This is a genomic window from Burkholderia lata, from assembly GCF_902499025.1.
Classification (GTDB): Bacteria; Pseudomonadota; Gammaproteobacteria; order Burkholderiales; family Burkholderiaceae; genus Burkholderia; species Burkholderia lata_C.
The window spans coordinates 138,260-163,408 of sequence record NZ_CABVPW010000010.1 but is presented as its reverse complement, the minus strand read 5'-3'; the positions used below and the strand labels follow the sequence as shown (position 1 = coordinate 163,408).

The 25,149-nt window shown below is 62.7% G+C and carries 21 protein-coding genes and 1 pseudogene; 6 read left to right on the top strand and 16 right to left on the bottom strand.

From position 1 onward, the window contains the following. Nucleotides 1-300 precede the first annotated feature (300 nt). The 3 genes and pseudogenes from BDI24065_RS12610 (at nt 301) to BDI24065_RS12600 (ending at nt 4,205) form a co-directional block, all read left to right on the top strand. Nucleotides 301-552, top strand: a complete 252-nt coding sequence (locus BDI24065_RS12610) for a toxin HicA (protein ID WP_175031538.1) — start codon at nt 301-303, stop codon at nt 550-552. Then, nucleotides 549-862, top strand: a pseudogene (locus BDI24065_RS12605) (type II toxin-antitoxin system HicB family antitoxin). Before BDI24065_RS12610 ends, BDI24065_RS12605 begins: the two are co-directional and overlap by 4 nt. Nucleotides 863-1,076: 214 nt before the next feature. Continuing rightward, nucleotides 1,077-4,205 (top strand): heavy metal translocating P-type ATPase, encoded by a 3,129-nt coding sequence (locus BDI24065_RS12600; protein ID WP_175031537.1) that lies wholly within the window; start codon nt 1,077-1,079, stop codon nt 4,203-4,205. A 143-nt stretch (nt 4,206-4,348) separates the two neighbouring features. Here the strand turns inward: BDI24065_RS12600 and BDI24065_RS12595 are convergent, their stop codons facing one another. The 10 genes from BDI24065_RS12595 to BDI24065_RS12550 all read right to left on the bottom strand — a co-directional run bounded on the left by BDI24065_RS12595 (nt 4,349) and on the right by BDI24065_RS12550 (nt 16,009). Then, nucleotides 4,349-4,828, bottom strand: coding sequence for a GNAT family N-acetyltransferase (locus BDI24065_RS12595; RefSeq protein WP_175031536.1), 480 nt, complete (start codon nt 4,826-4,828; stop codon nt 4,349-4,351). 157 nt (nt 4,829-4,985) lie between these two features. After that, nucleotides 4,986-5,141, bottom strand: coding sequence for a hypothetical protein (locus BDI24065_RS12590; protein ID WP_006481665.1), 156 nt, complete (start codon nt 5,139-5,141; stop codon nt 4,986-4,988). 175 nt (nt 5,142-5,316) lie between these two features. Then, nucleotides 5,317-6,696: a flagellar hook-length control protein FliK gene (locus BDI24065_RS12585; protein ID WP_175031535.1), complete on the bottom strand. Its 1,380-nt coding sequence runs from the start codon at nt 6,694-6,696 to the stop codon at nt 5,317-5,319. Between the two features lie 1,000 nt (nt 6,697-7,696). Next, nucleotides 7,697-8,707 (bottom strand): hypothetical protein, encoded by a 1,011-nt coding sequence (locus BDI24065_RS12580; protein WP_175031534.1) that lies wholly within the window; start codon nt 8,705-8,707, stop codon nt 7,697-7,699. A gap of 225 nt (nt 8,708-8,932) precedes the next feature. After that, nucleotides 8,933-9,334 carry an immunity protein YezG family protein gene (locus BDI24065_RS12575; protein WP_175031533.1) on the bottom strand — a complete coding sequence of 134 codons (402 nt, stop codon included), beginning with the start codon at nt 9,332-9,334 and terminating at the stop codon, nt 8,933-8,935. A 13-nt stretch (nt 9,335-9,347) separates the two neighbouring features. Beyond that, nucleotides 9,348-10,454, bottom strand: coding sequence for a DNA/RNA non-specific endonuclease (locus BDI24065_RS12570; RefSeq protein ID WP_175031532.1), 1,107 nt, complete (start codon nt 10,452-10,454; stop codon nt 9,348-9,350). A gap of 15 nt (nt 10,455-10,469) precedes the next feature. After that, a complete protein-coding gene (locus tag BDI24065_RS12565; protein WP_254609745.1) occupies nt 10,470-11,429 on the bottom strand; it encodes an ankyrin repeat domain-containing protein in 960 nt (319 codons plus the stop codon). Next, on the bottom strand, nt 11,419-12,609 hold the full coding sequence (locus BDI24065_RS12560) for a PAAR-like domain-containing protein (RefSeq protein ID WP_175031531.1): 1,191 nt from the start codon (nt 12,607-12,609) through the stop codon (nt 11,419-11,421). The genes BDI24065_RS12565 and BDI24065_RS12560 overlap by 11 nt, the downstream gene beginning before the upstream one ends. Beyond that, a complete protein-coding gene (locus tag BDI24065_RS12555) occupies nt 12,594-13,892 on the bottom strand; it encodes a DUF2169 family type VI secretion system accessory protein (protein ID WP_175031530.1) in 1,299 nt (432 codons plus the stop codon). Before BDI24065_RS12555 ends, BDI24065_RS12560 begins: the two co-directional genes overlap by 16 nt. Before the next feature lie 5 nt (nt 13,893-13,897). Beyond that, nucleotides 13,898-16,009: a type VI secretion system Vgr family protein gene (locus BDI24065_RS12550; protein ID WP_175031529.1), complete on the bottom strand. Its 2,112-nt coding sequence runs from the start codon at nt 16,007-16,009 to the stop codon at nt 13,898-13,900. A 141-nt stretch (nt 16,010-16,150) separates the two neighbouring features. Between BDI24065_RS12550 and tssF the strand changes: the two genes are divergently transcribed. After that, the gene (tssF, locus tag BDI24065_RS12545; protein ID WP_175031528.1) at nt 16,151-18,031 is read left to right on the top strand and encodes a type VI secretion system baseplate subunit TssF; all 1,881 of its coding nucleotides are present in this window, start codon (nt 16,151-16,153) and stop codon (nt 18,029-18,031) included. Nucleotide 18,032: 1 nt separating this feature from the next. On the opposite strand, the gene BDI24065_RS12540 is transcribed toward tssF, so the two are convergent. The 4 genes from BDI24065_RS12540 to BDI24065_RS12525 form a co-directional block, all read right to left on the bottom strand. Beyond that, the gene (locus tag BDI24065_RS12540; protein WP_175031527.1) at nt 18,033-18,602 is read right to left on the bottom strand and encodes a hypothetical protein; all 570 of its coding nucleotides are present in this window, start codon (nt 18,600-18,602) and stop codon (nt 18,033-18,035) included. A gap of 17 nt (nt 18,603-18,619) precedes the next feature. After that, nucleotides 18,620-19,012 carry a DUF3592 domain-containing protein gene (locus tag BDI24065_RS12535; protein ID WP_254609744.1) on the bottom strand — a complete coding sequence of 131 codons (393 nt, stop codon included), beginning with the start codon at nt 19,010-19,012 and terminating at the stop codon, nt 18,620-18,622. Nucleotides 19,013-19,143: 131 nt separating this feature from the next. Continuing rightward, entirely contained in the window at nt 19,144-19,551 is a 408-nt protein-coding gene (locus tag BDI24065_RS12530; protein ID WP_254609743.1) for a DUF3592 domain-containing protein, read from the bottom strand. Nucleotides 19,552-19,768: 217 nt separating this feature from the next. Next, a complete protein-coding gene (locus BDI24065_RS12525) occupies nt 19,769-20,467 on the bottom strand; it encodes an MgtC/SapB family protein (protein WP_175031526.1) in 699 nt (232 codons plus the stop codon). 114 nt (nt 20,468-20,581) lie between these two features. On the opposite strand from BDI24065_RS12525, the gene BDI24065_RS12520 reads away from it, so the two are divergent. Beyond that, a complete protein-coding gene (locus tag BDI24065_RS12520; RefSeq protein WP_175031525.1) occupies nt 20,582-21,691 on the top strand; it encodes an AGE family epimerase/isomerase in 1,110 nt (369 codons plus the stop codon). Here BDI24065_RS12520 and BDI24065_RS12515 read toward each other — a convergent pair. Further along, complete coding sequence (locus BDI24065_RS12515) at nt 21,664-23,283, bottom strand: methyl-accepting chemotaxis protein (RefSeq protein ID WP_175031524.1); 1,620 nt, start codon at nt 23,281-23,283, stop codon at nt 21,664-21,666. The genes BDI24065_RS12520 and BDI24065_RS12515 overlap by 28 nt on opposite strands. A gap of 270 nt (nt 23,284-23,553) precedes the next feature. Between BDI24065_RS12515 and BDI24065_RS12510 the strand changes: the two genes are divergently transcribed. Then, a complete protein-coding gene (locus BDI24065_RS12510) occupies nt 23,554-23,997 on the top strand; it encodes a PaaI family thioesterase (RefSeq protein ID WP_011353771.1) in 444 nt (147 codons plus the stop codon). A gap of 22 nt (nt 23,998-24,019) precedes the next feature. On the opposite strand, the gene BDI24065_RS12505 is transcribed toward BDI24065_RS12510, so the two are convergent. Next, entirely contained in the window at nt 24,020-25,072 is a 1,053-nt protein-coding gene (locus BDI24065_RS12505) for a CaiB/BaiF CoA transferase family protein (protein WP_175031523.1), read from the bottom strand. Nucleotides 25,073-25,149 lie beyond the last annotated feature (77 nt).

The window sequence follows — 25,149 nt, the reverse complement described above, 5'->3', positions numbered from 1 at the left end:
GTTCGGCTCGATAACGGCGAACCCGGGCACCTCAGCCCGCCCGGATGGCCGTTTCGTCACGTTTCGCTACGGTGGGCGCTGATGTCAGCGCCGGTATCATAGCGCCTAAGGGCATCCCCCAATATGCCGAATAACAGGCGGGGCTTAGCTGCGGCATGGGGGCGTCCCCGATATTTCGTCCGAGCGGCCCGATAAATCGGGGCGAGATTGAATCGATTTCAGCCTGCGCCGGACAGATCCGAACGCGAAGCGAACCGCCGCCTGGATTGACGGGTGGTGTCACTATTGACACCATCCGGTATGGCACGCGAATGGAAGATCCTCGAGCAAATGAGGTGCGAGCCCGCGAATGTGCGATCCAACGATCTGTTCAAGGTTTGCGAGGCGCACTTCGGACCGGCCCGCCAATCCGGTTCAAGCCATGCGATTTTCAAGACACCGTGGCAAGGTGACCCCCGAGTGAATATCCGGAACGATCGACGGAAAGCAACGGCTTATCAGGTGCGGCAGGTTCTCGACGCGATCGATCGACTGAAGGAACAGAAATCATGAACCAAGACCACTTTACGTACCGCGTAACGTGGTCCCCGGAGGACGGGGAGCACGTCGGCCTGTGCGCGGAATTCCTCGCTCTTTCGTGGCTCGACGGAACGCCGGAAGGCGCGCTGGCCGGCATTCGCCAACTCGTCGCCGAGGTCGTGCGCGACATGGCGAGAAAGTGCCCGAGCCGATCGCCGACCGAACCTACAGCGGTGAATTCAAGGTCCGCATCCCGCCGCAGGCGCACCGCGCGCTGGTGATCCAGGCCGCCGAACAAGGCGTCAGCCTGAATCGTCTCGCAAGCGCCAAGCTCTGCGCCTGACCGCGCCACTACTCTCGCCAATATGACTTGCCCGGCGCTCCGCGTGGAGGCCGGGCATCTGCTTTTTCGGGACCGTGGCACCCTGTGTGCATCGACAACCTCGAACCGACCCGCCGACCTGCGTCACATTGTCATTGCCGCTTGACCTTACCATCATGGGAATGTTGATACTGGAATCATTGGCGGCATGAGCCGCGCATTCAGGGAATCCGACATGACTGAACCACTTGCCTCCGTAGCGCTGCATACGATCGAGCTGAGCGTCGACGGCATGCATTGCGGCGGCTGCACAGGCCGTGTGCAACGGGCGCTGGCCGCGGTGCCGGGCGTCGTCGACGCGACGGTCGACCTCGACGCACACACGGCGACGGTAACTGCGCAGGAAACGGTCGACGCCGCACAACTCGTCGAGACCGTCGGCGCAGCCGGCTACCGCGCCGCCGTGCGCGAACCGGTACGCGAAACCGCCGCAGCGCCGCATGCACCACCTGCCGAAGTGCCGCCAGCGGCAATGGCCGCAGCCACTTCCACTACCAGTTGCCCGCTTCCGGCCGGCAACACCATCGAACTCGACATCGACGGGATGACCTGCGCGTCGTGCGTGTCGCGCGTCGAGAAGGCGCTGGCGAAGGTGCCCGGCGTCTCGCGCGCGTCGGTCAATCTCGCGACTGAACGGGCCACCGTCGATGCCGCGGCGAACGTTTCCGCCGCGCAACTGGTGGCCACCGTGAAACAGGCCGGCTACGGCGCGACGCCGACCGTAACGGATGCCGGCGCCGCCGCGTTCGCGCCTGCGGCGCCTGCCGCGCCCGCCAGCATCGAACTCGACATCGACGGGATGACTTGCGCGTCGTGCGTGTCGCGCGTCGAGAAAGCGCTGGCGAAGGTGCCGGGCGTCACGCGTGCATCAGTCAACCTCGCGACCGAGCGCGCCACCGTCGACGCCGCGCCCGAAGTGACCGCCGCACGGCTCGCCGACGCCGTGAAACAGGCCGGCTACGGCGCGACGCCGGTTGCCGGCGTGCCGATCCCGCCGGCAGTCTCCACCGCCCCTGCCGATCTCGAACTCGACATCGGCGGGATGACCTGCGCGTCCTGCGCCGGCCGCGTCGAAAAGGCGCTGGCCGCCGTGCCGGGCGTCGCGCGCGCTACCGTCAACCTCGCGACCGAGCGCGCATCGGTGCATGGCGCCGGCGCCCTCGACGCCGCCACGCTGATCGCGGCCGTCACCACGGCCGGCTACCGCGCGTCGCTGACCGCCGCATCCTCAGCCGGTGCTGCGGCCGACGCCGCCGCACATCCCGCCAGCGCTGAGCAGGACCCCGACGCCCGCAAACGACGCGAAGCGATTCGCGAACGCGATCTGGTGATCTGGTCTGCCGTGCTGAGCGCGCCGCTTGTCGCACCGATGCTCGTCGCGCCGTTCGGCATCGACCTGATGCTGCCCGGCTGGCTCCAGCTCATGCTCGCATCGATCGTCCAGTTCGGCTACGGCGCGCGCTTCTATCGCGCGGCCTGGCATGCGGTGAAGGCGCGCACCGGCAACATGGACCTGCTCGTCGCGCTCGGCACGTCGGCCGCGTACGGGCTGAGCCTGTGGATGCTACTGCGCGCCCCCCTGCATCCCGGCCACCTGTATTTCGAGGCATCGGCCGTGATCGTCACGCTGGTGCGCTTCGGCAAATGGCTCGAATCGCGCGCGAAGCGCCAGACCACCGACGCGATCCGCGCGCTGAACGCGCTGCGGCCCGACCGGGCGCGCGTCGTCGAGCACGGCATCGAGCGCGACGTGCCGCTGGCGCAGGTGCGCGTCGGCACGCGTGTCAGCATCCGTCCCGGCGAGCGCGTGCCCGTCGACGGCCGGATCGTGTCGGGCCGCTCGCACATCGACGAATCGCTGATCACCGGCGAAAGCCTGCCGGTGCCGAAGGACGACGGCGACGCCGTCACGGCCGGCTCGATCAACGGCGAAGGCGCGCTCGTCGTCGAAACCACCGCGATCGGCGCGGAGACGACGCTCGCGCGCATCATCCGCCTCGTCGAATCCGCGCAGGCCGAGAAGGCGCCGATCCAGCGGCTCGTCGATCGCGTGAGCGAGGTGTTCGTGCCGGCGATCCTCGGCATCGCGTTGCTGACGCTGGTCGGCTGGCTGATCGCCGGCGCCGGGACGGAAACCGCCATCCTCAACGCGGTCGCGGTGCTCGTCATCGCGTGCCCGTGCGCGCTCGGCCTCGCGACGCCCGCCGCGATCATGGCCGGCACGGGCGTCGCGGCCCGGCACGGCGTGCTGATCAAGGATGCGCAGGCGCTCGAACTCGCGCAGCGCACGACCGTGATCGCGTTCGACAAGACCGGCACGCTGACCGAAGGCAAGCCGTCCGTGACGGCGTTCGAGGCCGTCGACGTGCCGCACGACGAAGCGCTCGCGCTCGCCGCGGCGGTGCAGCGCCAGAGCGACCATCCGCTCGCTCGCGCCGTGGTCGCCGCGCACGACGCCGACGTGGCCGCGCACGACGCCGACGTGGCCGCGCACGACGCCGACGTGGCCGCGCGCGGCAATGTACAGCCGTCAGCCATCGCGGCCGATGCGCGCGCGGTGGCCGGACGCGGCGTGGAAGCGCGCGTCGACGGGCAGTTGCTCGCGCTCGGCAGCACGCGCTGGCGCGACGAGCTCGGCATCGCGGTGCCGCCTGCGCTCGACATCCGCGCGGCGGAACTCGAACGCGCGGGCAACACGATCTCGTGGCTGATGCGCGCCGATGCGCCGCGCGCGTTGCTCGCGCTGATCGCCTTCGGCGACACCGTGAAGCCGGGCGCCCGCGACGCGATCGCGGCACTGTCGGCACGCGGCATCGCGAGCGTGCTCGTGACCGGTGACAACCGTGGCAGCGCGGCAGCCGTTGCGGCGTCGCTCGGCATTGGCGAGGTGCATGCGCAGGTGCTGCCCGACGACAAGGCGCGCGTCGTCGCCGAATTGAAGCGCACGCACGGCGGAATCGTCGCGATGGTCGGCGACGGGATCAACGACGCGCCCGCGCTCGCCGCAGCCGATGTCGGCATCGCGATGGCGACCGGCACCGACGTCGCGATGCATACGGCCGGCATCACGCTGATGCGCGGCGATCCGGCGCTCGTCGCCGACGCGATCGACATCTCGAAGCGCACGTACCGGAAGATCCAGCAGAACCTGTTCTGGGCGTTCGTCTACAACCTGGTCGGCGTGCCGCTGGCGGCGCTCGGCTGGCTGAACCCGGTGATCGCAGGCGCGGCGATGGCGTTTTCCAGCGTCAGCGTCGTGACCAACGCGTTGCTGTTGCGGAGATGGAAGGGGCGCGCGCGGTGACGTGTGCAGGTGGCGTGTGCCGAACGGCCTGATGGCCGTTCGGCGCTTTCGGCAGGCGTAAGAAGTAGGAGAGTTGGCCGGCGTTGGCCGATCGCGGCGCCCCGAATCGCCAGCGCATGACGACGCGGTGCCAGCCTGTGGCTTCAGTCAGAAATGACCGGCTTGATCAAGGTCGTCGTGATCGGCGCGAAGCCGCACGCACGATAGAGCGCACGGGCCGCCGTGTTGTGATTGAACACCGACAGCCCGATCTCGGTCACGCCGTACTGGCGTGCCTCGGCATCGAGCGCCTCGAGCGCGCGCGTGGCCCAGCCCTGGCGGCGCCGGGACGAGGCGATGTCGAGGTCGTAGATGAACAGCGTGCGGTTCGGCCCTTCGGGCACGATCGCATACCAGAGGTCGCCCACCGCGTCGCCGCTGGCGCCGTCGATGAGTACGACGAGAGTCTGGCCGGAGGTACGCAGGCCGTCCGGCAACAGCGTGTCGAAACAGGCACGCGCCCGGCTGGCCGCGTCTTCGACAGCATTTTGTCCGGATGAAACGAGATCGCGCGCGTAGCCGTCGATGGCTCGCGTGCGGTACGCGTGGAATTCGCTGGCCGTCATCGGCCGCATCTGCAGCATGGCCCGGTCACCGTGAACGGAATCGGACTTCCAGTGTAGCGGGACGGTCGCGCCGGCGCGCGATGCGGCGGCGGAAAGCGGGCGGGCCGGTGCGGTGGGCGCCGCGCTGACAGCGAATCAGCGAATCAGCGAATCAGCGAATCAGCGAATCAGCGAATCAGCGACGGTACAGGACGATCGGCACGAGGTGCGCACGGCGCACGCGCTCGGCTTCGGCACGACGCGCAGCGTACGAGTATTCGGCGTCGAGCGGCAGGTGCGGGGACACGAAAAGGTCGTCGATCTTTTGCAGCAGGGCGAGGATGAAGCTCATGTGAGACTCCTGACAGATATTTCTAGGGTTTTCCCTTAGATGGACTCCATTCTAAGGGTTTTCCCTGAACTCTGCCAGCGCGCCGCATCAGTTTGCCGCATGCGCGCAACGGCCGATCGCCGATGCAGAACGGCGATCCTTGCTCCGTCGGGCTCCCAGGATAGGGTCGAAACGATTAACGCGTGCGACGAGCACGCTTCGCGACGGCCGCCTCGCGATTCGCGTTGCGCTGAAGCCGATCGACTTGCGACAACAGCGCTTCGTGATGCTCCTCGAGCGTCATCAGCGTTGCCTGCTGCGTCGACAGATCGGCCGTGAGGCGATCGATCCGCTGCTGCTTCGTGGCCACGTCCTGCTTCAGGTGCGCGATCTGCCGCGTCTGCATCACCAGTGCGACGAGCCCGGCCAGCACGACGACAGCCAGCGCCAGCAGCAGGCGGTTGACGCGGCGCATCTCGCGATCGGCCGTGCGCGTCAGGCCGTCCACGTCAGCCTGCAGGGCGGCGAGCCGGTCGGTCAGCGGGCGCAGGTGCGTATCCGGATCGAACGCCGGCGCGGCCGGTTGCGCGCGTTCCACCGACGGCTTCGTGACAAAGGAGGCAGCGGAAGCCATCGGCTGCGTGACCGGGGATACGGTGGCGCCGGCCTGCGGTGCGGCGTCGTGGACCTTCGCGGTGTTCGCGGTGTTCGCGGTGTTCGCGGTGTTCGCGGGGTTCGCGGGGTTCGCGGCAATTGCCGGCTTGGCCGGTTGCGCCGACGCCTGTGGCGCGGCCATCGACACCGCGTCCAGCGCCGCACTCACCGCGGCCACTTCCGCCACCGTGTCGACGCTCGTCGCGACCGGCGCGGATTGCTCCGCTGTCGCGTCGCTTGCGCCGGCAGCCGCCCGGCGCTTGCCGCCCGACGACGCACGACGCTCCTTCACGGCATCGCCGGAAGATCGCCCTTCGCGGGATTTGACGGCGGCGGCAACGACAACAGCGTTCTCGATTTCACCGTCAGCCGCTTGCGATTCGGTCGCCTTCGTCGCAGCGCCATCGCCCGCAGGCACGTCGGCAGCGTTCGTTACAACGCCATCGGCCAGAGCAACATCGACTGCCGTGATTGCAACGCCGCCGGAAGCCGGCACGACGTCGACGTTTGCGACATCCCCACCTGGCGCCGAAACATCGTGTGCCGCCTTCGCGACGTCCTGCGTCACAGCGCCTTCTTCTGCGTCCGCGTGCCCTGCCGCGGTCGCCCCCTCCGATACGCTGAACCCATCCAGCGCTGCCTGGCGCCCGGAGGCTACATCGTCCGCGAGATCGACTGCCGCAACGGCGTCCGCACCCGCTTCGTCGCGAGCGGCGACCGGCGCGAGCTCACCCGGCTCGAGCACCGGATCGCCGAACAGGTCGAGCGTCCGTTCGTCCCGCGACGCGTCGCCGGCCTGCGTACTGCCGGCCCGCGCCGTCGCCCTCGCGGACGTACCGCCCGCGGCAGCAGCCGGGCGCTGACGCGATCGGGCCGACGAACGATTGGAACGGGAGCGAAGAGAGGAAACGGGTTCGGTCATGTCTGCCAAATTATCGTCCAAGAACATCTATCGAAGTCGAACTATCTTTCAACAAATCAATAACTTGCGTCATCAATCTGTCGATTTTACTCCGACACCATCCAGCCCTGTCCGGTGATTCCTGATGGGCTATGTGATGGGCCAGAAAAGCCGATGCTAACCGACAAACAAACCAAAGCGCTCAAACCAGCCGACAAACCCGCCTTCGACGAAAAGGTGACCGGACTACTGCGATCACCGGACGAGCCTGCTAGAACAACGACGACCGCTGATGGAAGCGTGGCCAGTACATGTCTGCTCTGGCTGACACGATCGATTGAACGAAGGAAGGCCCTTCCGTGTTCCCGACAATCGATGAGACGCGGCGCCTCCTTCAAGACCTGCCCGGAAGTTACGCGGTCGAAGTCAGCGCTGGTTTGATCCCGGCCAGCCGGAGGGTCGAGCGAAGCTCATCAAAGCGCAGATCGCATTGCGAAACAACGATGGTGGAGGGTTGGTTATCGGGTTCGACGATAAGACGATGCAACCTGTTCATACGGGCCGCCCGCAGGACATTCGTGCTGTCTTTGCGCAAGACGGGATACAGGCACTCCGTGAGCCGTGTCGCGTCGGAAGGTTTCGAGATCGCAATCCAGTATGCGGGTGAATGGCTGTGAGTTCCCGGCCGTCTGCGTGCCGACGGGATTATCTGCCGAGACGTTAAAGCAGATCCAGATCAAGATTCAATTCAACCCTATGCCGCTCCGCCTCGCTGAACAACCAATCCAGTTGGCCGTCCATTACCACCAAGAAGTTATCAAATACCTCTTCGGCCTCTTTTCGATCTAGCGCCATTTTCTTTCCCTATCAACCTGGGCCAAGGCAGATCCTCACATACACTTGTAAAGCTTGCTTCAGCATCAGCGACGTCTCATCTCTTTCGTGCATCTCATGCCGATAGCGCCCTTGGCCAAATTTTCCAAGCTCCTCAGGGCCAACGATATGCGAATCTATTAAGGCATCACGGGAGATTGTGAGGATTCTCGAATACTTCCCACTGTGTCCCGTCGTATCTGGCAAGCCTGCGAGACGCTAGCACCCATAAAACACCGTCCTTCGCATCCACGGTTGCAACACTGTCCAGGGAGAACTTGTCGCTAACCATCAACCTCTGCGGACCATTTTCATCGAGCTCATAGATCCCGTCGCCGGCACCGATGAAGAGCCGGTCGTTGAACAACGCCATCGAATAAAAGTCGGTACTGAGGCTCTCGCGCGCCACAGCACTAAATCCAGCCTGGAAGTTACCTTTTAGCAAGGTCCCTTTGCTTCCGGCGACCCAGACGCTGTCGGCCGAGACTGGCAGCACGCAATTGAGGTGAGCCGCTGTTGGTTTTGGTAATTTTATCCAGCTCGCCCCATCGAAAAATGCGATGTATCCATCATTACCGACGACGTAGATAGATTTCTCATCAAGGCCATTGATGTCGACGAGACCGATTGTCTCGTCGGTGGATTGAATCAATGCCGCAAGTAACTCGTTTGGATCTTCGATGCTGCCAATGCCAGCTTTTTTCTGGAGGAGCTGAGCATCAACATGTATCCAGCCGGCTGTGTCACGCTTATAGACTTGGCCACCATATCCACAAACATAAAGGTGGCTACCGATTTCTCGAATACGCGTAACGTATCCGTAGTTGGCTAACGTAGCCCCGAGACCAGCATCGGATATTTTCTCGATGACCGAACCTTCCCGACTGTAACAGTCAACGTCACCCTGCTCGCTCAGTGCGTAAATCTTTCGAACGCTATCGGGTTCGGGTTCGGGTTCGGGTTCGGGTTCGGGGTAGCAGGCGGATACAACTCGCCATGCCGGAAGATCATGGTAAAACCACTTTTCAGCCGTTTGACCCTGATAAAGCACCATCCGCGAAACTCGATTGCCTTCCGTCGACTCCAGCTCATCCAGAGTGCCAGACAGGTAAAACATATCCCGGTTGATCGCACACCCAGTACCGAACGTCAATTGCATGTTTCGCATAGGAACCACTTCACCGCAATCATCCTTCTGACGTCGCCACTGCGTTAATCGGAAGCGTGGATACATCTACGCGCCAATAGAACCTGCTATTGCGCGCCCCATCGCCTCCGATCCCAACCTGGTCAGGCCTCAAGCGACAATATCGAGAGTGTCTCCCACTTCATCTGGGCCATTAAGAAATGAGACAACTCCGACAAGGAGGCACCGTGCAGCAACCTAGCGCCAATCGATTGCAGGACCTTCTCCGAGATATTTCGCGATCCAGATCTCACGGCGCTCCGTTGCCCGCCCAAAATCCGAAATGTCATCGTAGGTCAGCTCAATTGAAAATTCGCCGTCCTCTGCCAAGATAAAAGTCGCACCCGTCCAAGGCTCTCGGCCAGATTTCTTAAATAAATTGCGAAGCTCTGCGAACTTCTCCTCAACACCATCCAGTCCAACATTCAAATACTGAAACCGACCATTCGGCTTCTTGTAGAACATCCCGCAAGAGGAGACATCGTCTATCATCTCCACACGCACCCATGCGATGCTAAATTCGTTCGGAATTGCGTCAAAAATCAGTTGCCCAAGCTGCGGGTAAATATCATCCGCACCAGGAATAATTTCTTGATTCATACGTCCTCAATTCTCAATTTAGTTTTCCACCAATGGTATTGCCGAACTTGATAGGGTCAGACGGAACGCCATCAATCCACTGCCGGACTGTGATCGCGCTCGGCCGCAAGGACTCCCCAGCATACGTGGGCGTGATCTCTACTTCAACAGATTTCCCTTGCTCTATCGAGCGTTGCCAGGAATTTTCAAGGGATTTGTAAGCCCCGTTGTTGAAGTTGCCGTTTTGCGCAAAATGATTGAAATCATCCGTTGGCCCATCAAATCGGCGTCCAATATAGTGGCCGCCCTGATCATCTGCCAACCGGTCGGTACCGCCGGCTTCGCGTTGCGCCTTCGCGTTACGCCCTTGCGTCTTATTGAGTTTGAGCTTCCCTTCCACCTTCGATACGCGCCCTTGCGCATCAAATTCGTACGAATAGCCGTTGCGCAGTATCTTGGCGCCATCTCCGGCGGCTTTACCGGCACCCGCCTCCTCCGCCGCCTTGGTCGCCTTGCCAGCATTCGCCGTCGCATCCGCAGTCTTGGTGCCCTCTGCGATAGTCCCCTCGGTCTGAAGCACTTTCCCGGTGGCTGCAGCAGTCTTACTCAGCTCAGCACCTTCAGTCGCGCCTACCTTACCTAAGGCGGCTACACCTCTAATCCCGCCTTTGACTATCCCTGCACCTCCGGCAACAAGCGACACGGCCGTCGCGATCTTGTCGCCGCCGGCCTGAGCAGCATTGCTCATCTTGAACTTAGGTAGCTCGATGGAGCCGGCGCTTGCCTTAACTTCCTGTGCCGCTTGCGACAATGCTTCGGCAGACTGCGTCTGCCCAAACGCACTTTGCATGGCGGCAGCCTGCTCCATTTCACCGGCGGATTGGAGCGTACTGCCTTTGATCAGCAGTTCACCAATATCGGACGGTATGTTGGCGATCCCTTTGACCGCCCCTTTTGTCGCCTCCCATGGATGATCTGCGGCCTCACTCAGCTCATGCTTCGTATTGCCCCACCATTTGGAGAGCCAGCCTTCCTCCTCCGGTGTTTGCGCCTGCACCGGCGGATTGGCTGACGACGCTGGAGCATTCGACATGGCCGCCTGACCGTACAGTCTGCCGACAGTATTGCCCTTATCACCCACGATGCGCTCCCCGACTTATTTCCGGCTCATCTGCTCTCGGACCTTCGCCGGCGGATCGGGGGGGAATTTCGCCCCTTTCTCGATCATCAGCGTGCGCAGGTGCTCGAATTTTTCCAACAATTCATGCCCTTCCGGTGTAGTGCCTTGGCCCGGCTGCGCCTGGGTCGTCACGACCGGCTTACCGCCTTGATCGAGCGTGACGGCAGTCGTGCTCGCAGACTTGCCATTCGGCTGTAGGTGATCAATCTCCCATTGCACCGAGTAGGCCACGCTCACACCGTTGGTCGTATGCGCATTCACGTCGGCCCCGTGCTCAACCAGATAGATGGCAAGGTCGGGCTTCGAAACATCAATGGCCTTATCCAGCGCGGCACTACCGATCGAGTCTCGAAGATTGACGTTTGCCCCACGCTCCACAAGCAATCGCACATGGTCCGGCGCTTTCTCACCTTCCAGCGCGCGTTGAAGCAACGTGGTGCCGTCCGCATCCTGGTAGTTCGGCGACAGCCCACCCTCCAGCATGGCCTGTAGAACGTGCGAATCATCGTTCGTCAACGCGACATGGAGCGCACTTCCAAGACCCTCCACGACCTGCTTGTCCGGTTCAGCACCATGCGCGACCAGCTCGCGAATGGCGTCGTAGTTCTTCTGCAGGATCGCGTACCAAAGCAACGTCATATCGTCGCGTCCCGCCGCATTGACGTTGAGGCCCGTAAGCGACTCCTTCAGCCTGGCAGTGTCGTGGTCATTGATCGCCTTTGCTGCATTCAGGTACTGCCCCTCGAAGAACTTGCCAGGAGAATTCGCGCTCATGTTGCATCCAGTGGTGACGAGTGCCCATGCGACAAAAGATGCGCCTGCCAGCTGGCGCAATGATTTTTGGCCGAAACGCACGAGTCGTTGCAGAGAAATGGTTGTATCCGTCATCGCGATGATGATCGACTGTTTGAAAGCACGGTTGTGTTCATCCGCCAATTGCCTTGAGGATCGTTGTCTGGTCTTCCGTCTTTTGCTGCTCGATTCCGTCGATCACCTTGTCCATACCGTGCTTCGCGATCGAGCCACCTTGGCCCGGCAAGATATGCGGCTCGCCCACTGCAGTAGGCATGAGCCCGTGACTCTTTTCCTGAGCCGCCGTCAGAACCTCGCCTTCGACGCGATATGCCTGAATATCCGAGGCAACCGGTGTTCCGCCATAGCGAGCGACTGTCAAGGGATTCAGGCCAGCAGAATTGAACGTGGTGGCAGCAAGCCCGCTCGTCCGTGATGCAGCAGACGCCATCCCGCCACCCAACGAGTGACCAACGATGTCGACATCCGCTCCGCTCTTCGCAAGCGCCTTGCCTATCGAGACGGCACGGCTGTAATACGCCGAGTCTTTGTTCATGCCCTGCATGAGGTTGTTTTTCCAGTCGGACAGTTTGTACTTATCCGTGCCCTGAAACACCACCTGAGGCTTGAAATCGCTCCCGAACACGTCCTTGTCCGGCTCATACACCTGCGCACGAAAGTTCGTTCCCGGAATAGAAAAATCGCCCGATTTCAGTTTGTACTGTGCGAGCTTCGCCGGATCGCCGCTGACGTTGTTCCAGCCTTCCGGCGTATCGAGCTTAGGGTTATAAACGTTCTGCGCCAGCTTGGCCTGCTCGACGACGGAATTGTTCTTTTCGAAGCGATTCGCAGCGGCCTGCAATTTGTCGCGCTCCGCACCTGGCGGCAAAGAACCCACCTTTTCCTTCGCCTCCGCGATTTGGGCCTTCCGACCTCGCCAGCGGGCGGCCTTTGCTTCCTTTCCAACATAATTGCCGTTCATCCAGAACTGGTCGCTGTGGCGCACGACCATCTTGCTTTCGACCCGGACGGTCTTGCTATGGTCGATCGGCCAGCACTTGGCACCAACGGTTCCGCTTTCGACGCCATCCGCCACGCCGGCCTGATCGCCGATCGTATCCGGTGCGAAACTGGAATCGAATCGCACGATCGGATTCCCGTTGGCAAACACTGTCTTCGACGTCATCTGGCTATCGCCAAGACTCGCCGTGACAGGATAAGGTACGGGTGGCGTGCTGCCCCCCATCGGGGTTTTACACACGTCGGGCATCATCGACACGATGGTCCACTGGCCATCCTTGCGGGCCATTACGTTGTCTGCCACGTGTCCTCCGGTTCGCTCGTTGTTTTCAGCGCCGCCATTCGCAGCAGAGGTGCATGCCGATCGAGTTCGAAACGCGCCTCGCACACGCGCACTGCCGGTTCCAACGGAAAAACCGCTCGCCATGTCGCCGATACGCGCATTTCCTCAGTATCGATCAGCAGCGTGTCGAGCTTCATCTCGAGCGGCACGATGGCTCCGCTCTCAAAGCGGAGTGCCACAAGCGCACGATGCCCGGGAAGGCGCGCACGCAGAAATCCTGCGCGCGTGTGCTCCGGCAACGCGAGATTTGCCAGCTCGAAGGCTGGCCCAGGTGCCGGCCACGCAATCTGTTGGTCTGCCGGTGCACCATTCCAGTAATGAAAGTCATGATCGACGGGGTGATACGGCCACCTCGTCTTTCTCCACGTCTCATCGTAGGTCCCGGCGAACTGAAGACGCGGCGTCCAAGCGCGGCCGACGACACCCAGACCGACAGGCGTTGCCGCATACCCTGATGCGACCTCTTTCATCTGCTTGGTGTCCAGAGCGGACGCCGAATGCTCGACAACGTCGAGACCGGCAATCGGCATGTCCCATGCCTCGACCTGCGGCGCGGGGATTTCGGCAATCTTCGGTAGCGGCCTAAGGGCGAATGCCGCGCAAGGCGAGGCCACAACGGATTGATGCGTTGCCCGATCGAGAAAACGCTTCTCTACCCATCCGCGTCCGAGAGGGTTAGTGAAGCAGACCTCGTTCAACTGGCGTTCCGCACTGGTCTCCGTTGATCCGGGTGCGAGCGTGACGCGACTCGCGCCTCCGTATGCCTGCTCCCAACGTACCGGCACTGCCGTCGCAGGTTCGGGGTCGCCGAGCTTCCATCCACGCCAGCCTTTGGTGAATGAACGCGTTCCCGTCACTCGAAGTCCTTTGTCGACAACCATATTGCCGTCGTCGAAAACTCGCACGCGAACAGGCCACGAAGCGGCTGGAGTGCCATGCGGTGCGTAAGCCGTTGCGCGAACCAGAACGTCGCACTTCGGCTTGAACGGCGCGAGATCGCTTTCCCATTTCACGCTGCTCGTGCCCGTTTCACCCTCGTACTCGTCGGCCATCGCCAATGACACCGCGTTGTCGCCACTCAGCAACACGCAGCGATGCGTATCGCCGGCAGAGTCATGCGATTGCGCTGGCTCCAGCCGGTACGCGGCCTTCAGCGCAACGACGTGAATCTCGTTGCCAGGCACGTCGACGGCGTTGTACGCCATCGCATGCAACGGCGTAAGGTTGCGAAACTCCATCGTCATCGCGCTCAGTTCAAGTCGACGGTCTTGCCGTCCACCTTCACGGCATCCGAACCGAGGATGTCGATGTCCGTGCCACTGATCGTAATGTGACCGCTGCTTTCGAGAACGATCGATGCCTTGCCGGTTCGCAATTCGATGCGATCGCCAGCCGTCACCGTATACGTCTTGCCGACCATCGTCGTTTTCGACAGGCCAACCTCTTCGGCACTCGCCAGGCCGGCTGCCGTGTTGATGGCACCCGCTACCGTCACCGTATATGCACCACCGACCGTCAAGGCTTTTGCGAGCCCAACCGTTTCTGTGGACGTCAACGCGATCAAGAGGTTTTCCATCCCCTGGATCGTCTCGTTCCGATTGCCGCCGACCGTCAGCGTTTCGTTATTGCCGACGGTTTCCGTCCGATCCACGCCGATGTGAATGGTCTCGTTGTTGTCGACCGTCTCGGTTCGATCGTGGCCGACGTGCACTGTTTCGTCATGGTCGATGTTCTTGCTGCGATCGTTGCCGACCCAGTGCGACTCATCGTGCTCGACCTCGATGCGCTGATCCTTCTCTGCGTGCAGCCACACCTCTTCCGCGCCCTTCTTGTCCTCGAAGCGAATTGCATTGGCGGTGTTGACGTTACCCGTCTTGGTTGAACGCGTGAGAATCCCGCTTTGCGTCGCATTGGCCGGCAGTTCCCACGGGGGCATGTTCTGCGCGTTGTAGACGCGCGACGTGACCAGGGGCCGGTCCGGATTTCCGTCAAGAAAACTCACGACCACTTCGTCACCGATTCGCGGAATCTGAACCATCCCGAACCCGCTACCCGCCCAAGGCTGACTCACGCGTACCCAGCATGAGCTGCCTTGATCGCGCTTGCCGAGGCGATCCCAATGGAACTGAACCTTCACGCGGCCGAGACTATCGGTATAAATCTCCTCGCCCTTCGGGCCGACGATAATCGCCGTCTGCGGCCCGACGATCGACGGACGCTCGCCGTCGAACGCAGGACGGTAGGGAATCTTCTTTCGAATGCAGGTGAAGCTGCACGAGTAGGCCGAACTTCCCTCGCCGGGCTCATAGTTGTTCGTGCCGGTGTGCGAAACAGTCAGCAGCAAAAACTGTCGGTCTTCCTGTTTGGTACTCGCATGATCGTAGTGGTCGTCCAGCTCGAAGTATCGGCATGGCATCATCCGCCGACCGGTCGTAACCCCGACGAAAGTCTTGCTGTGCGCCGCAAGCGCCTCGGTCCGGAAGCGCGTGAGCTCTTCACCGCGATCGCTGTCCGCAAAGCCATGTTCGCCGAGATAGTCGTAGATCTCGTACGAGGGCACTTCGCCCTGGTTCACTTCGGTTCCGCCCGAAACGAATCGGCGCGCCTGGGGAATTTTGTAGTCGAAGGTCTTCAGTCCGACCGTACTGGGCGCAAGATGACGTTGCGCCTGAAACGACGTGATGACGGCCAGGTTATCGAGTGGTTCATCCTGGTTGTACTGCAACGCCGGACTGCGCCCGTCGATCGGCTTGGCCGTCACCGAGTTGTCCGCGATGATCAGCTTGTGCCCATCCTTCGCGTGCTCGAAGTAGTAGAACAAGCCGTCTTCTCGCATCAGCCGTTCAACAAACGCCAGATCCGTCTCTCGGTACTGCGTGCAATAGCTGCGGTTCTTCGTTCCCTTTGAAAGACGGAACTCGAATGACGCGAGCTTGCCATATTCTCGAAATACACGTGAGAGGATGGCCTCTGTGTTCTCTTCCTGGAAGATTCGGATGTCTTGCCGACGTGAGAGCATCCAGAGCCACGGCAGAATCGTCGCGCTGTAGATCGCGAATCCGCCATCCGTATCGAGATGCGAGAACGCTGCAATATATCCGTGGAAATAACGCTCTTCCGAACTGGCGAGTGCGTCAGACAATTGCAAGGTAATTGTCACCGGCTGTCCGATGAGTTTCTTGAGCTCGATGTTCTTGTCTTGAGACGCGAGTCGAACATGGATCTCGAAATTCTGAGACAACCCCTCGGTACAATGGAAATCGACGAGCACCAAATCCGATCGACCTTTCAATGGCGTTTCGATCGTAAACAGGCGATTGCTCTGGAGCTGGAAGAAGCTCGCAATTTCTGACATTTGCATATGTAGCCTCGGAATCTCTCAGCGGAGGGGCGATTTTTTGTCGGCGGAGCCATTCTAATATGGCTGAGTGTCGTTTGAACCAGATCTCGACTCCGGAAAATCAGGGCCGGATTATTATGGATTATTGAACATTCGTCGCAAATGGACCATCTGCTGTCACATTACGAACGAGAAATCGGGATCCTGGTCCGCCATCTGGCGGAATTTGCTCAGCGCTTTCCCAAGATCGCAGCGCGCCTCGGTATCGCCGGCGCTCACGTGGAGGACCTGCATGTCGATCGAATGATGCAGACGTTCGCACTGCTGGCTGCACGCGTTGACGCGAAGCTCGACGACGACTATCCGCAATTCACCGAGGCCCTTCTCGAAGTTGCCTATCCGCAGTACTTGCGCACCATTCCGTCATGCGCGCTCGCCTCGTTCGATCCGTCGACCATGTTTGGCCAGTTGACCGAGCCGATGACCATCACACGCGGCACGATGCTTGATGCCAACGCAGCGCCCTGTCGATTTCGTACCTTGTATGACGTCAACTTGTCGCCGTTGCGCATTCATTCAGCGCGCTATTCGCCGGCGACACTCGCCCCCGCATCGGCACGCGTCCCCGCAGAAGTGACCGGCATCATTTCGATTAGCTTTGCTAGCGAGGCTGCATCCCGGATCTTCGACGGCACAATCCCGTCTGAGCCCATTCGCCTACACCTGGCCGGAGACAGGCCATTGGTCGTCGCACTTACCGATGCATTGCTGCTTCGGGCGTCGAGCGCGTATGTGGAAGTCGACGACAGCGGGCACTGGATCGGCTTGTCGAAAGTCCCGATCGAAGCAGTTGGCTTCGGTGATGACGAGCATCTATTGCCCGATGAAGAGCCAACCAGTTCACAGTCTTTCCGGAGCCTGATCGAGTATTTCGCCTATCCGGAAAAATTCGATTTCGTCGACGTCGATCTGGATCGCATCCGCCGCGCTGCACGCGCCGCCGGAGCGCGGCACCTAACCCTTCACGTTGCCGTGCGGGGTACGCCCAACGATTCTGCTGCTGCCCAGATCCTCGCGCCGCTGGGCACGGGCGCGTTCCGGCTGTTCTGCACTCCCGTCGTCAATCTGTTCGAGCGCACGGCAACCCCGATCCAGCTCACGAGCGGCGATGCGGCCTATCCCATCGTCCCGATCCCGTTGGCGACTGGAGTCCGCCTCAGCGTCTATTCGATCAAGGGTGTGTACTTGGGTGACCGTACCGAATCGGATAAGGACAAGGACCCTGCTGTCGTGCACCCAACGTCCAGAACTCAAGTATTGCCGTATCGAGCATTTAGCCACACTCAGCCCCCAGAAGCTTCCGCCGTGTACTGGGTCGCCGGCCGAGATCCGGACGCTGCACCAAGTGCCGCCCTGACAACGCCGTTACTGACCTTGCTGAATTCAAACGGTCATCCCGCGAGTCCGCGACATCCCCAGGTCGACGTCGACGTGCTGGCAACAAACGGGGAGCTGCCGTCGCGCTTGCCGATCGGCGCGCCAGATAGCGATCTTCTGTACGAGGGCTCGGCGCTCGCATGCCCCATTACCCTGCTTTCAAGGCCGACTTTGCCGGCCTCACTGCCGCGAGAACATGGAGCGCTATGGCGCGTCCTGTCAGCCTTGGCACCTCACCCGCTTGATTTGACGCGATCCGGATTGCCTGCCTTGAAGGATTTTCTCCGTCAGCACGCGCCACGATCCAGCGTAATGGCTCAACGTTGCATCGACGCTATCGTGGGTCTCGACTACAAACCGGCCATCAGGTGGATGTCCCTCGACAGTCAATTCCCGTCGTTCGTCCGTGGCGTCGAGATCCTGCTGTCATTTACGGAATCAGCAACGAGAGACGTGAGCCTGCACCGATTTGCGACTGTCATGGACCAATTCTTCAGTCCCTATGCGCAATCAAGCAGCTACATCCAACTTGTCTTGCTATCAGCTGAAACCGGCAAGGAGATTCTGCGATGCGCGCCCCGTTCGGGAGCGAAACCCCTGATTTAGGTCAGTGGACGTATCCGGCGAGGATGCCGGCCCCACCCCCAAAACCCTTGCCGCCCGGGTTCAGGCCGGCATTGACACCCATCATGATCAAAAGCGCCTTCGCCCGTTGGATCACCCATTCGAAGAGCATGGGATTGATCGTAAGCTGACTGATAGCAAGTGAAAGCAATGCCGGGTTGATCCCAAGCAACATGACCGACCCACTGCCACCCGCGAGGATGAGTTCAGCACTTCCATCCAGATAAACGGCACCACCCTGCAAGTCGGAACGATCGAGCTCCGTCCCGGAAAATGCCGATGTCATGTAGATCCAGCCGATACTAGGAAACGCCTCTGCCGAACCACTGCCGCTGATGGATTTCCCTTTGATCGCGAACTTCGGCAATCGAACTTTCGGAATCTTGACGCCGACCCCGAAGCCAACGCCCAGCCCACCGTACCAGAAGCGCTGGAACTGTCCCGAAGGATTCTTCAACAAAATCTCACCACCTGAGCCCATGACGAATTCGATGCTCGCACCGAATGTCGAGCCTGTCTGGTACTCCCATTGACTACGTCGCAAGAAAGACATGGATTTATTCCAGCAGATCAGGGTCGAGGGAAACTGAAGAAACCACCTAACACCGCACTAATACCAAAGAAACCCAAGAAGATAGGCACGGTCCAGATCGCCAAAAAACGATCCAGAGTTGCAGACGCTTTGGGCGACGATGCAAGATAGCGAACCTGCACCGCATCACCCACTTTCATACCGAACACGAGTCCGCCTTGAGCGTATGACACATGCTCGCCTGTGGACGTCACGAATGCAATTTCCGGATGACTGCCGCCGGCATTCAACGCGACGACCTGTCCATTCGCGACCTCAGCCGCTTTAAGAAAGGAGCGCGTATCAACGATCGAATAGATCATACCCGCCAGCAAGACCAAACCAAGCAGGCAAAAAAACATCGCTTTCAACGTATCGGCTGACTTCGTCATGTTCGTGTATTCGCCTCGATTCATGGCAAACGGCCCACCTAACGGATGGCCGATTTTACAGTCTGTGTTTATCGGAACACACAATCGTTGGCCCGACAAATGTAACCCTGCCCCCGCTCCTCTGCTTCCAGCTATGCCCGCGACGGCAAATTCATGATCCCGCACACGATCGCGACCACGCCTATGGAGGTAAAAACAATCGTCGAATCCCAGATCGCGGCAAAAACGTTCATCGTTGCGCTGCCGTCGGGGTCATCCGCCTGGTATCGCACTTCGACTCGTTGGCCCAGTTCAACTTTCGTGACAATTCCGCCCTGCCGATACGAAATTTGCTGTCCTGTCCGGGTGGTAAATTGAATCTCCGGATGGTATCCGCCGGCATCGAGCTTAACAACGAAGCCCGGCACCAAGATCGACGTTTTAAGGAATTCTCTAGTCGACTGCGCGTTTATTGCAGAAGCGATAAGAAGGCTCACCCCAATCGCAATGGCACTGATACCCTTGAACATCGCGCCATTTATTACATTTCTTTCATTCATTCGGGCGCCTCATCATGCTGATCGTATCAGCCAGCCAAATTCGAAAGCATCCCTGACCGGCCCTCGCGTCACCGACCGGCGGGCGTATCGATCGGGCCTTGACGGGCAGATGGTGACGTTTGCGGATGAAAATCGGATGGCGAGGCCCGCTGGCGCGGGGCCGGATGTCGAACGGAATCCGGTCGGCCTTTCTTGCATGCCCCGTCGCCGATTCAGCCTATTCGTCGCCCGACAGCCCGTTCCCCTCTTCGAAGCGGGTCACGCCCTTCAGCCCGCGCAGCTTGTCGCAGATTGCCTGGTATTCGAGTTCCGACACGCGCGCGAGCGCGATGCGCACCTCGTCGTGTTCACCCGTGCCGTCGGCGCGCTGCACGATGAACTGCTTCACGCGCGCACTGTCCGCGCCGAGCGCCGCGTGCAGCGAATCGAAGTTCAACGTGCCGCTCACGACCGTCAGCGCAAGCTGGCGCCGCTGGCGCACCGTGAAGTAGCGCCGCTCCAGCGGCTTGATGCCGGCGAGGATGATCAGGATGATGATCGTCGCCGAAATCGACGCGACGTAGAGCCCGCCGCCCACCGCGAGGCCGATCGCGGCGACCGACCACAGGCTCGCGGCCGTCGTCAGCCCGCGCACGATCTCGCCGCGCAGCAGGATCGAGCCTGCGCCAAGGAAGCCGATGCCCGACACGACCTGCGCGGCGATCCGTGACGGATCGAGCACGATGTGGTCGCTGCTGCCGAGTACATCGGCAAACCCGAACGCCGACACGATCATGATCAGCGTCGAACCGACACAGACGAGCATGTGCGTACGCAGGCCAGCCGCCCACGACAGGCGCTCGCGCTCGAAGCCGATGACGCTGCCCAGCGCCGCCGCGAGAACGAGCCGCATCACGAGTTCCAGGTTGCTCAGCATGCGATTTATCTCCTTTTTTGGTGCCGGCCGTACGGAATGTTTTATCCTTGGCCCCGGCCGCGCCGATCTTCCGGGCCGCGCCGACACGTTTCGAACCCAGCGCTCAACCCCGTCATGTCCGTTTCCGACTCCGCTTCCGCCCAGGCCGCCCAGTTGCGCCACCATTTCGCGCACGTCGTCTTGCCGATCTGGCGGGGTTCAGGGTTCGACCAGACATTACAGTTGCCGTTCGAAGCCGTCGATCCGGCCACCCACGCGCCGCTGCCCGTGACCCGTTATCGCGCCATGGCCTGCGCACGGCAACTGTTCGTGTTCGCGCAGGCCGGCGACACCGCGCACGCGGCCACGCTGTTCGACGCGCTGGGCCGGCGCTTTCGCGACCCGCGCCACGGCGGCTGGATCTACAGCGTCGACGCGCAGGGCGCGCCGCTCGACACCACCAAGGATCTCTATACGCACGCGTTCATCGTATTCGCGTGTGCGGCGTGGTATGCGGCGTCGGGCGACGCCGCCGCGCGCCAGGCAGCCGAGGAGACTGCCGCGCTGATTCAGGACCGTTTCGCGCCGCACCGCGGCGACGCGCTGCTCGACGCGGCGCGTCACGCTGATTTCTCGTCATCCGGCAGCGGTGCGCTGCAGAATCCGCTGATGCACCTGACCGAAGCCTGGCTCGCGGCGGCCGATGCGTTCGGCGACACGGTGTTCGACGACGCGCTCGCGCACACCGCGCAGGCCGTCGAGCGCACGTTCGTCGACGCAGCGACCGGCTGCGTGGCCGAGCTGCCGCTGGGCGCGGCCGACAACCGTTTCGAGCCCGGCCATCAGTTCGAGTGGTTCTATCTGGTCGACGCGGCCGGCGCGCGGCTCGCCCAGACCGGGCTCCCCGGCGCGCTGGCGCGCGCGTTCGTGTTCGCGGAGCAATACGGCGTCGATCCGCAGACGGGCGGCGTCTGTGCGGCGCTCGACGCGCAAGGCGCGTGCATCGACGGCACGCAGCGGATCTGGGCGCAGACCGAATACCTGCGCGCACTCGCGACGCACGGCGGCACGCCGGCCTCCGCGCCGCTCGCGCGGCAGATCGAGCGCTTCGCCGCGCGCTTCCTGCATCCGCGCGGCTGGTTCGAGTGCAAGACGGCGGACGGGCAGGTGGCGCGCGCCGACATGCCGTCGACGACGCCCTACCACCTCGAGACCGCTTACGCGGCGCTGCCAGCCGACGCGTAACCCGTATCGGCGAACGACGGCGCCGCGCGTTCGCCGCGTGCGGCGCGGCCATCGCCGAGTTCGAACACCGACACCGCCTGCATCAGGTGCGCGGTCTGGTCGTTCAGCGACGCGGCCGCCGCCGCGACCTCCTCCACCAGCGCCGCGTTCTGCTGCGTGAGCTGATCCATCTGCGTGACGGCCTGGTTCACCTGCTCGATCCCGACGCTCTGCTCGACCGACGCCGCCGTGATCTCGGACATCGTCTGCACGACGCGCGTGATCGACGCCGACACCGTCCGCATCGCGTCGCCGGCGCGCTCGACGAGCTCCGCGCCACCGTTGATCTGCGCGACCGAATCCTCGATCAGCGCCTTGATCTCCTTTGCCGATTGCGCGCTGCGCTGCGCGAGCGAGCGCACTTCGCCCGCGACGACCGCGAAGCCGCGCCCCTGTTCGCCTGCGCGTGCGGCTTCCACCGCCGCGTTCAGCGCAAGGATGTTGGTCTGGAACGCAATGCCGTCGATCACCGAGATGATCTCCGCGATCCGCCCCGAGCTCTGCGCGATGCCCCGCATCCGGTCGATCACGCTGTCGACCACGCCGCCGCCGTGGCTCGTCGCCTCGAGTGCCGCATCGGCCAGCGCACTCGCCGCGCGCGCGCTGTCGGTGTTCTGCCGAACCGTCGCCGTCAGTTCCTCCATGCTCGCGGCCGTTTCCTCCAGCGACGCGGCCTGCGTGCCGGTGCGCGCCGACAGGTCGGCGTTGCCGCCCGCAATTTCGCCTGCGCCGAGGTGGATCGCGTCGGACGCGTGGCGCACCGTGCGCACGGTGCCCGCGATGCTCGTCTGCATCGTCGCGAGGCCGCGCAGCATCCGGTCGATCTCGAACACGCCGCCCGCCCGCACGACTTCATCGAGCCGGCCCTGCGCGATCCGCTCGAAATGGCGGCCGGCTTCTTCCAGCGGCGCGACGACCGCGCGCCGCGCGGCCGCGTAGATCGCCGCGCTCGCCACGAGCATCGCCACCAGCAGCACGATGCCGACCGACTTGAACCAGAGCATGCCGCCGTCGATCGTGTCGAGCGCCGTGCGGCTCGATGCGCCGCCATAGTCGGTGAAGCGGCGCAGCTCGGCGATATAGGCGTCCTGGATGCTCTGCGTCGGCTGGTCGAGGAAGGCCTGGATGTTGTCGGCGTCGAGGAACTGCACGAGCTCGCCCAGCGCGCCGCGCAGCGCGCGATAGCGCTCGGCCAGCGCCGCGACGCGCGCGCGGTTGGTATCGTCGACCGGCTCCGCAGCCGTCAGCGCGGCGAACGCCTTGTCCGCCTCCGCGAGCGACGCGCCGGCATGGCGGATGATGTCCTCCGGCTTCGGGCCGCCGCGCACCATCCGCGTGCCGGCACGCGACAGGTTGATGCGCGCGTCGAGCAGTTGCTGGGTCGCCTGGCTGGCCGCGTCGACCTGCGAGATCGCGATGTTCGACAGATCGTCGACACCGCTGCGCGTCGATTTGAGCGCCCAGAAGCCGAGCGCCTCGATCGCGAACAGGAACAGGCAGAACACGGTCAACACGCCGAGCAGACCCGACGCGAGCTTGATTTTTCCGAACATGGGGGAGATTCCTGGAAAGCGGACGATGAGGCAATGCCCCGGCATTAGCGGCATTTCTTCGTCGGACTTTAGGAACGGACGGCGGCAAAGTTCGCGTTGCCCGCGCATTCCCGCGGAATCGCCCGCAAACAGGGAAATCTACGGCAATCGACGCAATAATCGCGTCACCTCGCGCCGGAATTTGCACGAAATGCGGACGAATTTCCTTGCTTATCCGCATCCCCCTTCCTAGAGTTCAGCGCAAGCGGGCACTCATTTCGAGGAAAGTCGATGACCGACATCACGGACCACGCGCGCGGCGCATTGCGTGCGCAACCGTTCAGCATGCTGCTGGGCACGGAGCTGATGCATATCGGCGACAACGAAGTGTCGCTGTGCCTGCCCGTGCGCGAAGAACTGCGGCAGCAGCACGGTTTCGTGCACGGCGGCGTCATCAGCTACCTCGCGGACAACGCGCTGACGTTCGCCGGCGCGCTCGTGCTCGGCCCGCGCGTAATCACCGCCGAATACAAGATCAACTACCTGCGGCCGGCCGTGAACGGCACGCTCGTCGCCCGCGCGAAGCTCGTCTATGCGGGCCGGCACCAGGCGACCTGTCAGTGTCATGTGTTCGTCATCGACGGCGATCACGAGCGGCTCGTCGCGATCGCCCAGGGCACGATCAACCGCGTCGGCGACGGCAAGATGCCGGATGCGCCGGAGGAAACAGCGTGAGCGGCCGGCATCCGGTTTCGCGCTAACCCACCCCGTCCCCCGCCAACGGCAGAAACCGCGGCGCCACGCGCGCCCGCACGTTGCCATTGTCATCCGTCCGATAGATCCCGCGCGCCGCGTTGTGCGGATGCGCGGCCGCGTCGGCCACGCTCAGCACCGGCGCGAAACACGCGTCGGTGCCTTCGAGCAACGCACGCCAGTGCGCGGACGGCTGCTGCGCGAACACGTCGGCGAAACGCGCCTTCAGCGCGGGCCAGCGCGCGCGGTCGTACTGCGACGCCGGATCGACGTCGGTCAGCCCGAGCCGTTCGACCAGCAGCGCATAGAACGGCGGCTCGAGCGCGCCGATCGTCACGCATTCGCCATCCGCGCAGCGATACACGTCGTAGAACGGCGCATCGTGAAAAAGGCTCGGCTGCGCGCCGTCGAGCTGCCCGTTCGCGCGTGCCCACAGCGCGAGCGAGCCGAGCATCGCCACAATGTCGACGATCGCGCCGTCGACCACGCGCCCCGGCCCGCCGCCGCGCACGTCGAACAGCGCGCAGACGATCCCGAACGCGAGCCCGAGCGCGCCGCCCGCATCGCCGACGACGGTCGGCGGCAAGCCCGGCCGACCATCGCGCGGCGCGGACAGCGACAGCAGCCCCGTCAACGCGACGTAGTTCAGGTCGTGCCCGGCCGCAGCCGCCAGCGGGCCGTGCTGACCCCAGCCGGTCATCCGCCCGTACACGAGCTGCGGATTGCGACGCGCACAATCGTCGGGCCCGAGGCCGAGCCGCTCCATCACGCCGGGCCGCAGGCCCTCGATCAACGCATCGGCCTGCGCGATCAGGTCGAGCGCGGCCTCGCGGCCGGCCGGCGACTTCAGATCGAGTTCGACGATCGTCTTGCCTTCGCGCAGCAGGTCGCCGTCGCGGGCCTTCAACGCATCCGGCGCACTCGTGCGGCCGGACGGGCGTGCGATCAGCGTGATCCGCGCGCCCATCCCGGCGAGCATCCAGCCCGCAAGCGGGCCGGGGCCGAGCCCTTCGAATTCGACGATGTGGATGCCGGAAAGCGGCGCATCGAGCGGCATGCGATTCTCCTGTTTATGTCCGCGCGTCGCGGCACTCTCCGATGCCGTGCTCCTCGCATCGGATCGCGCCCGTCACG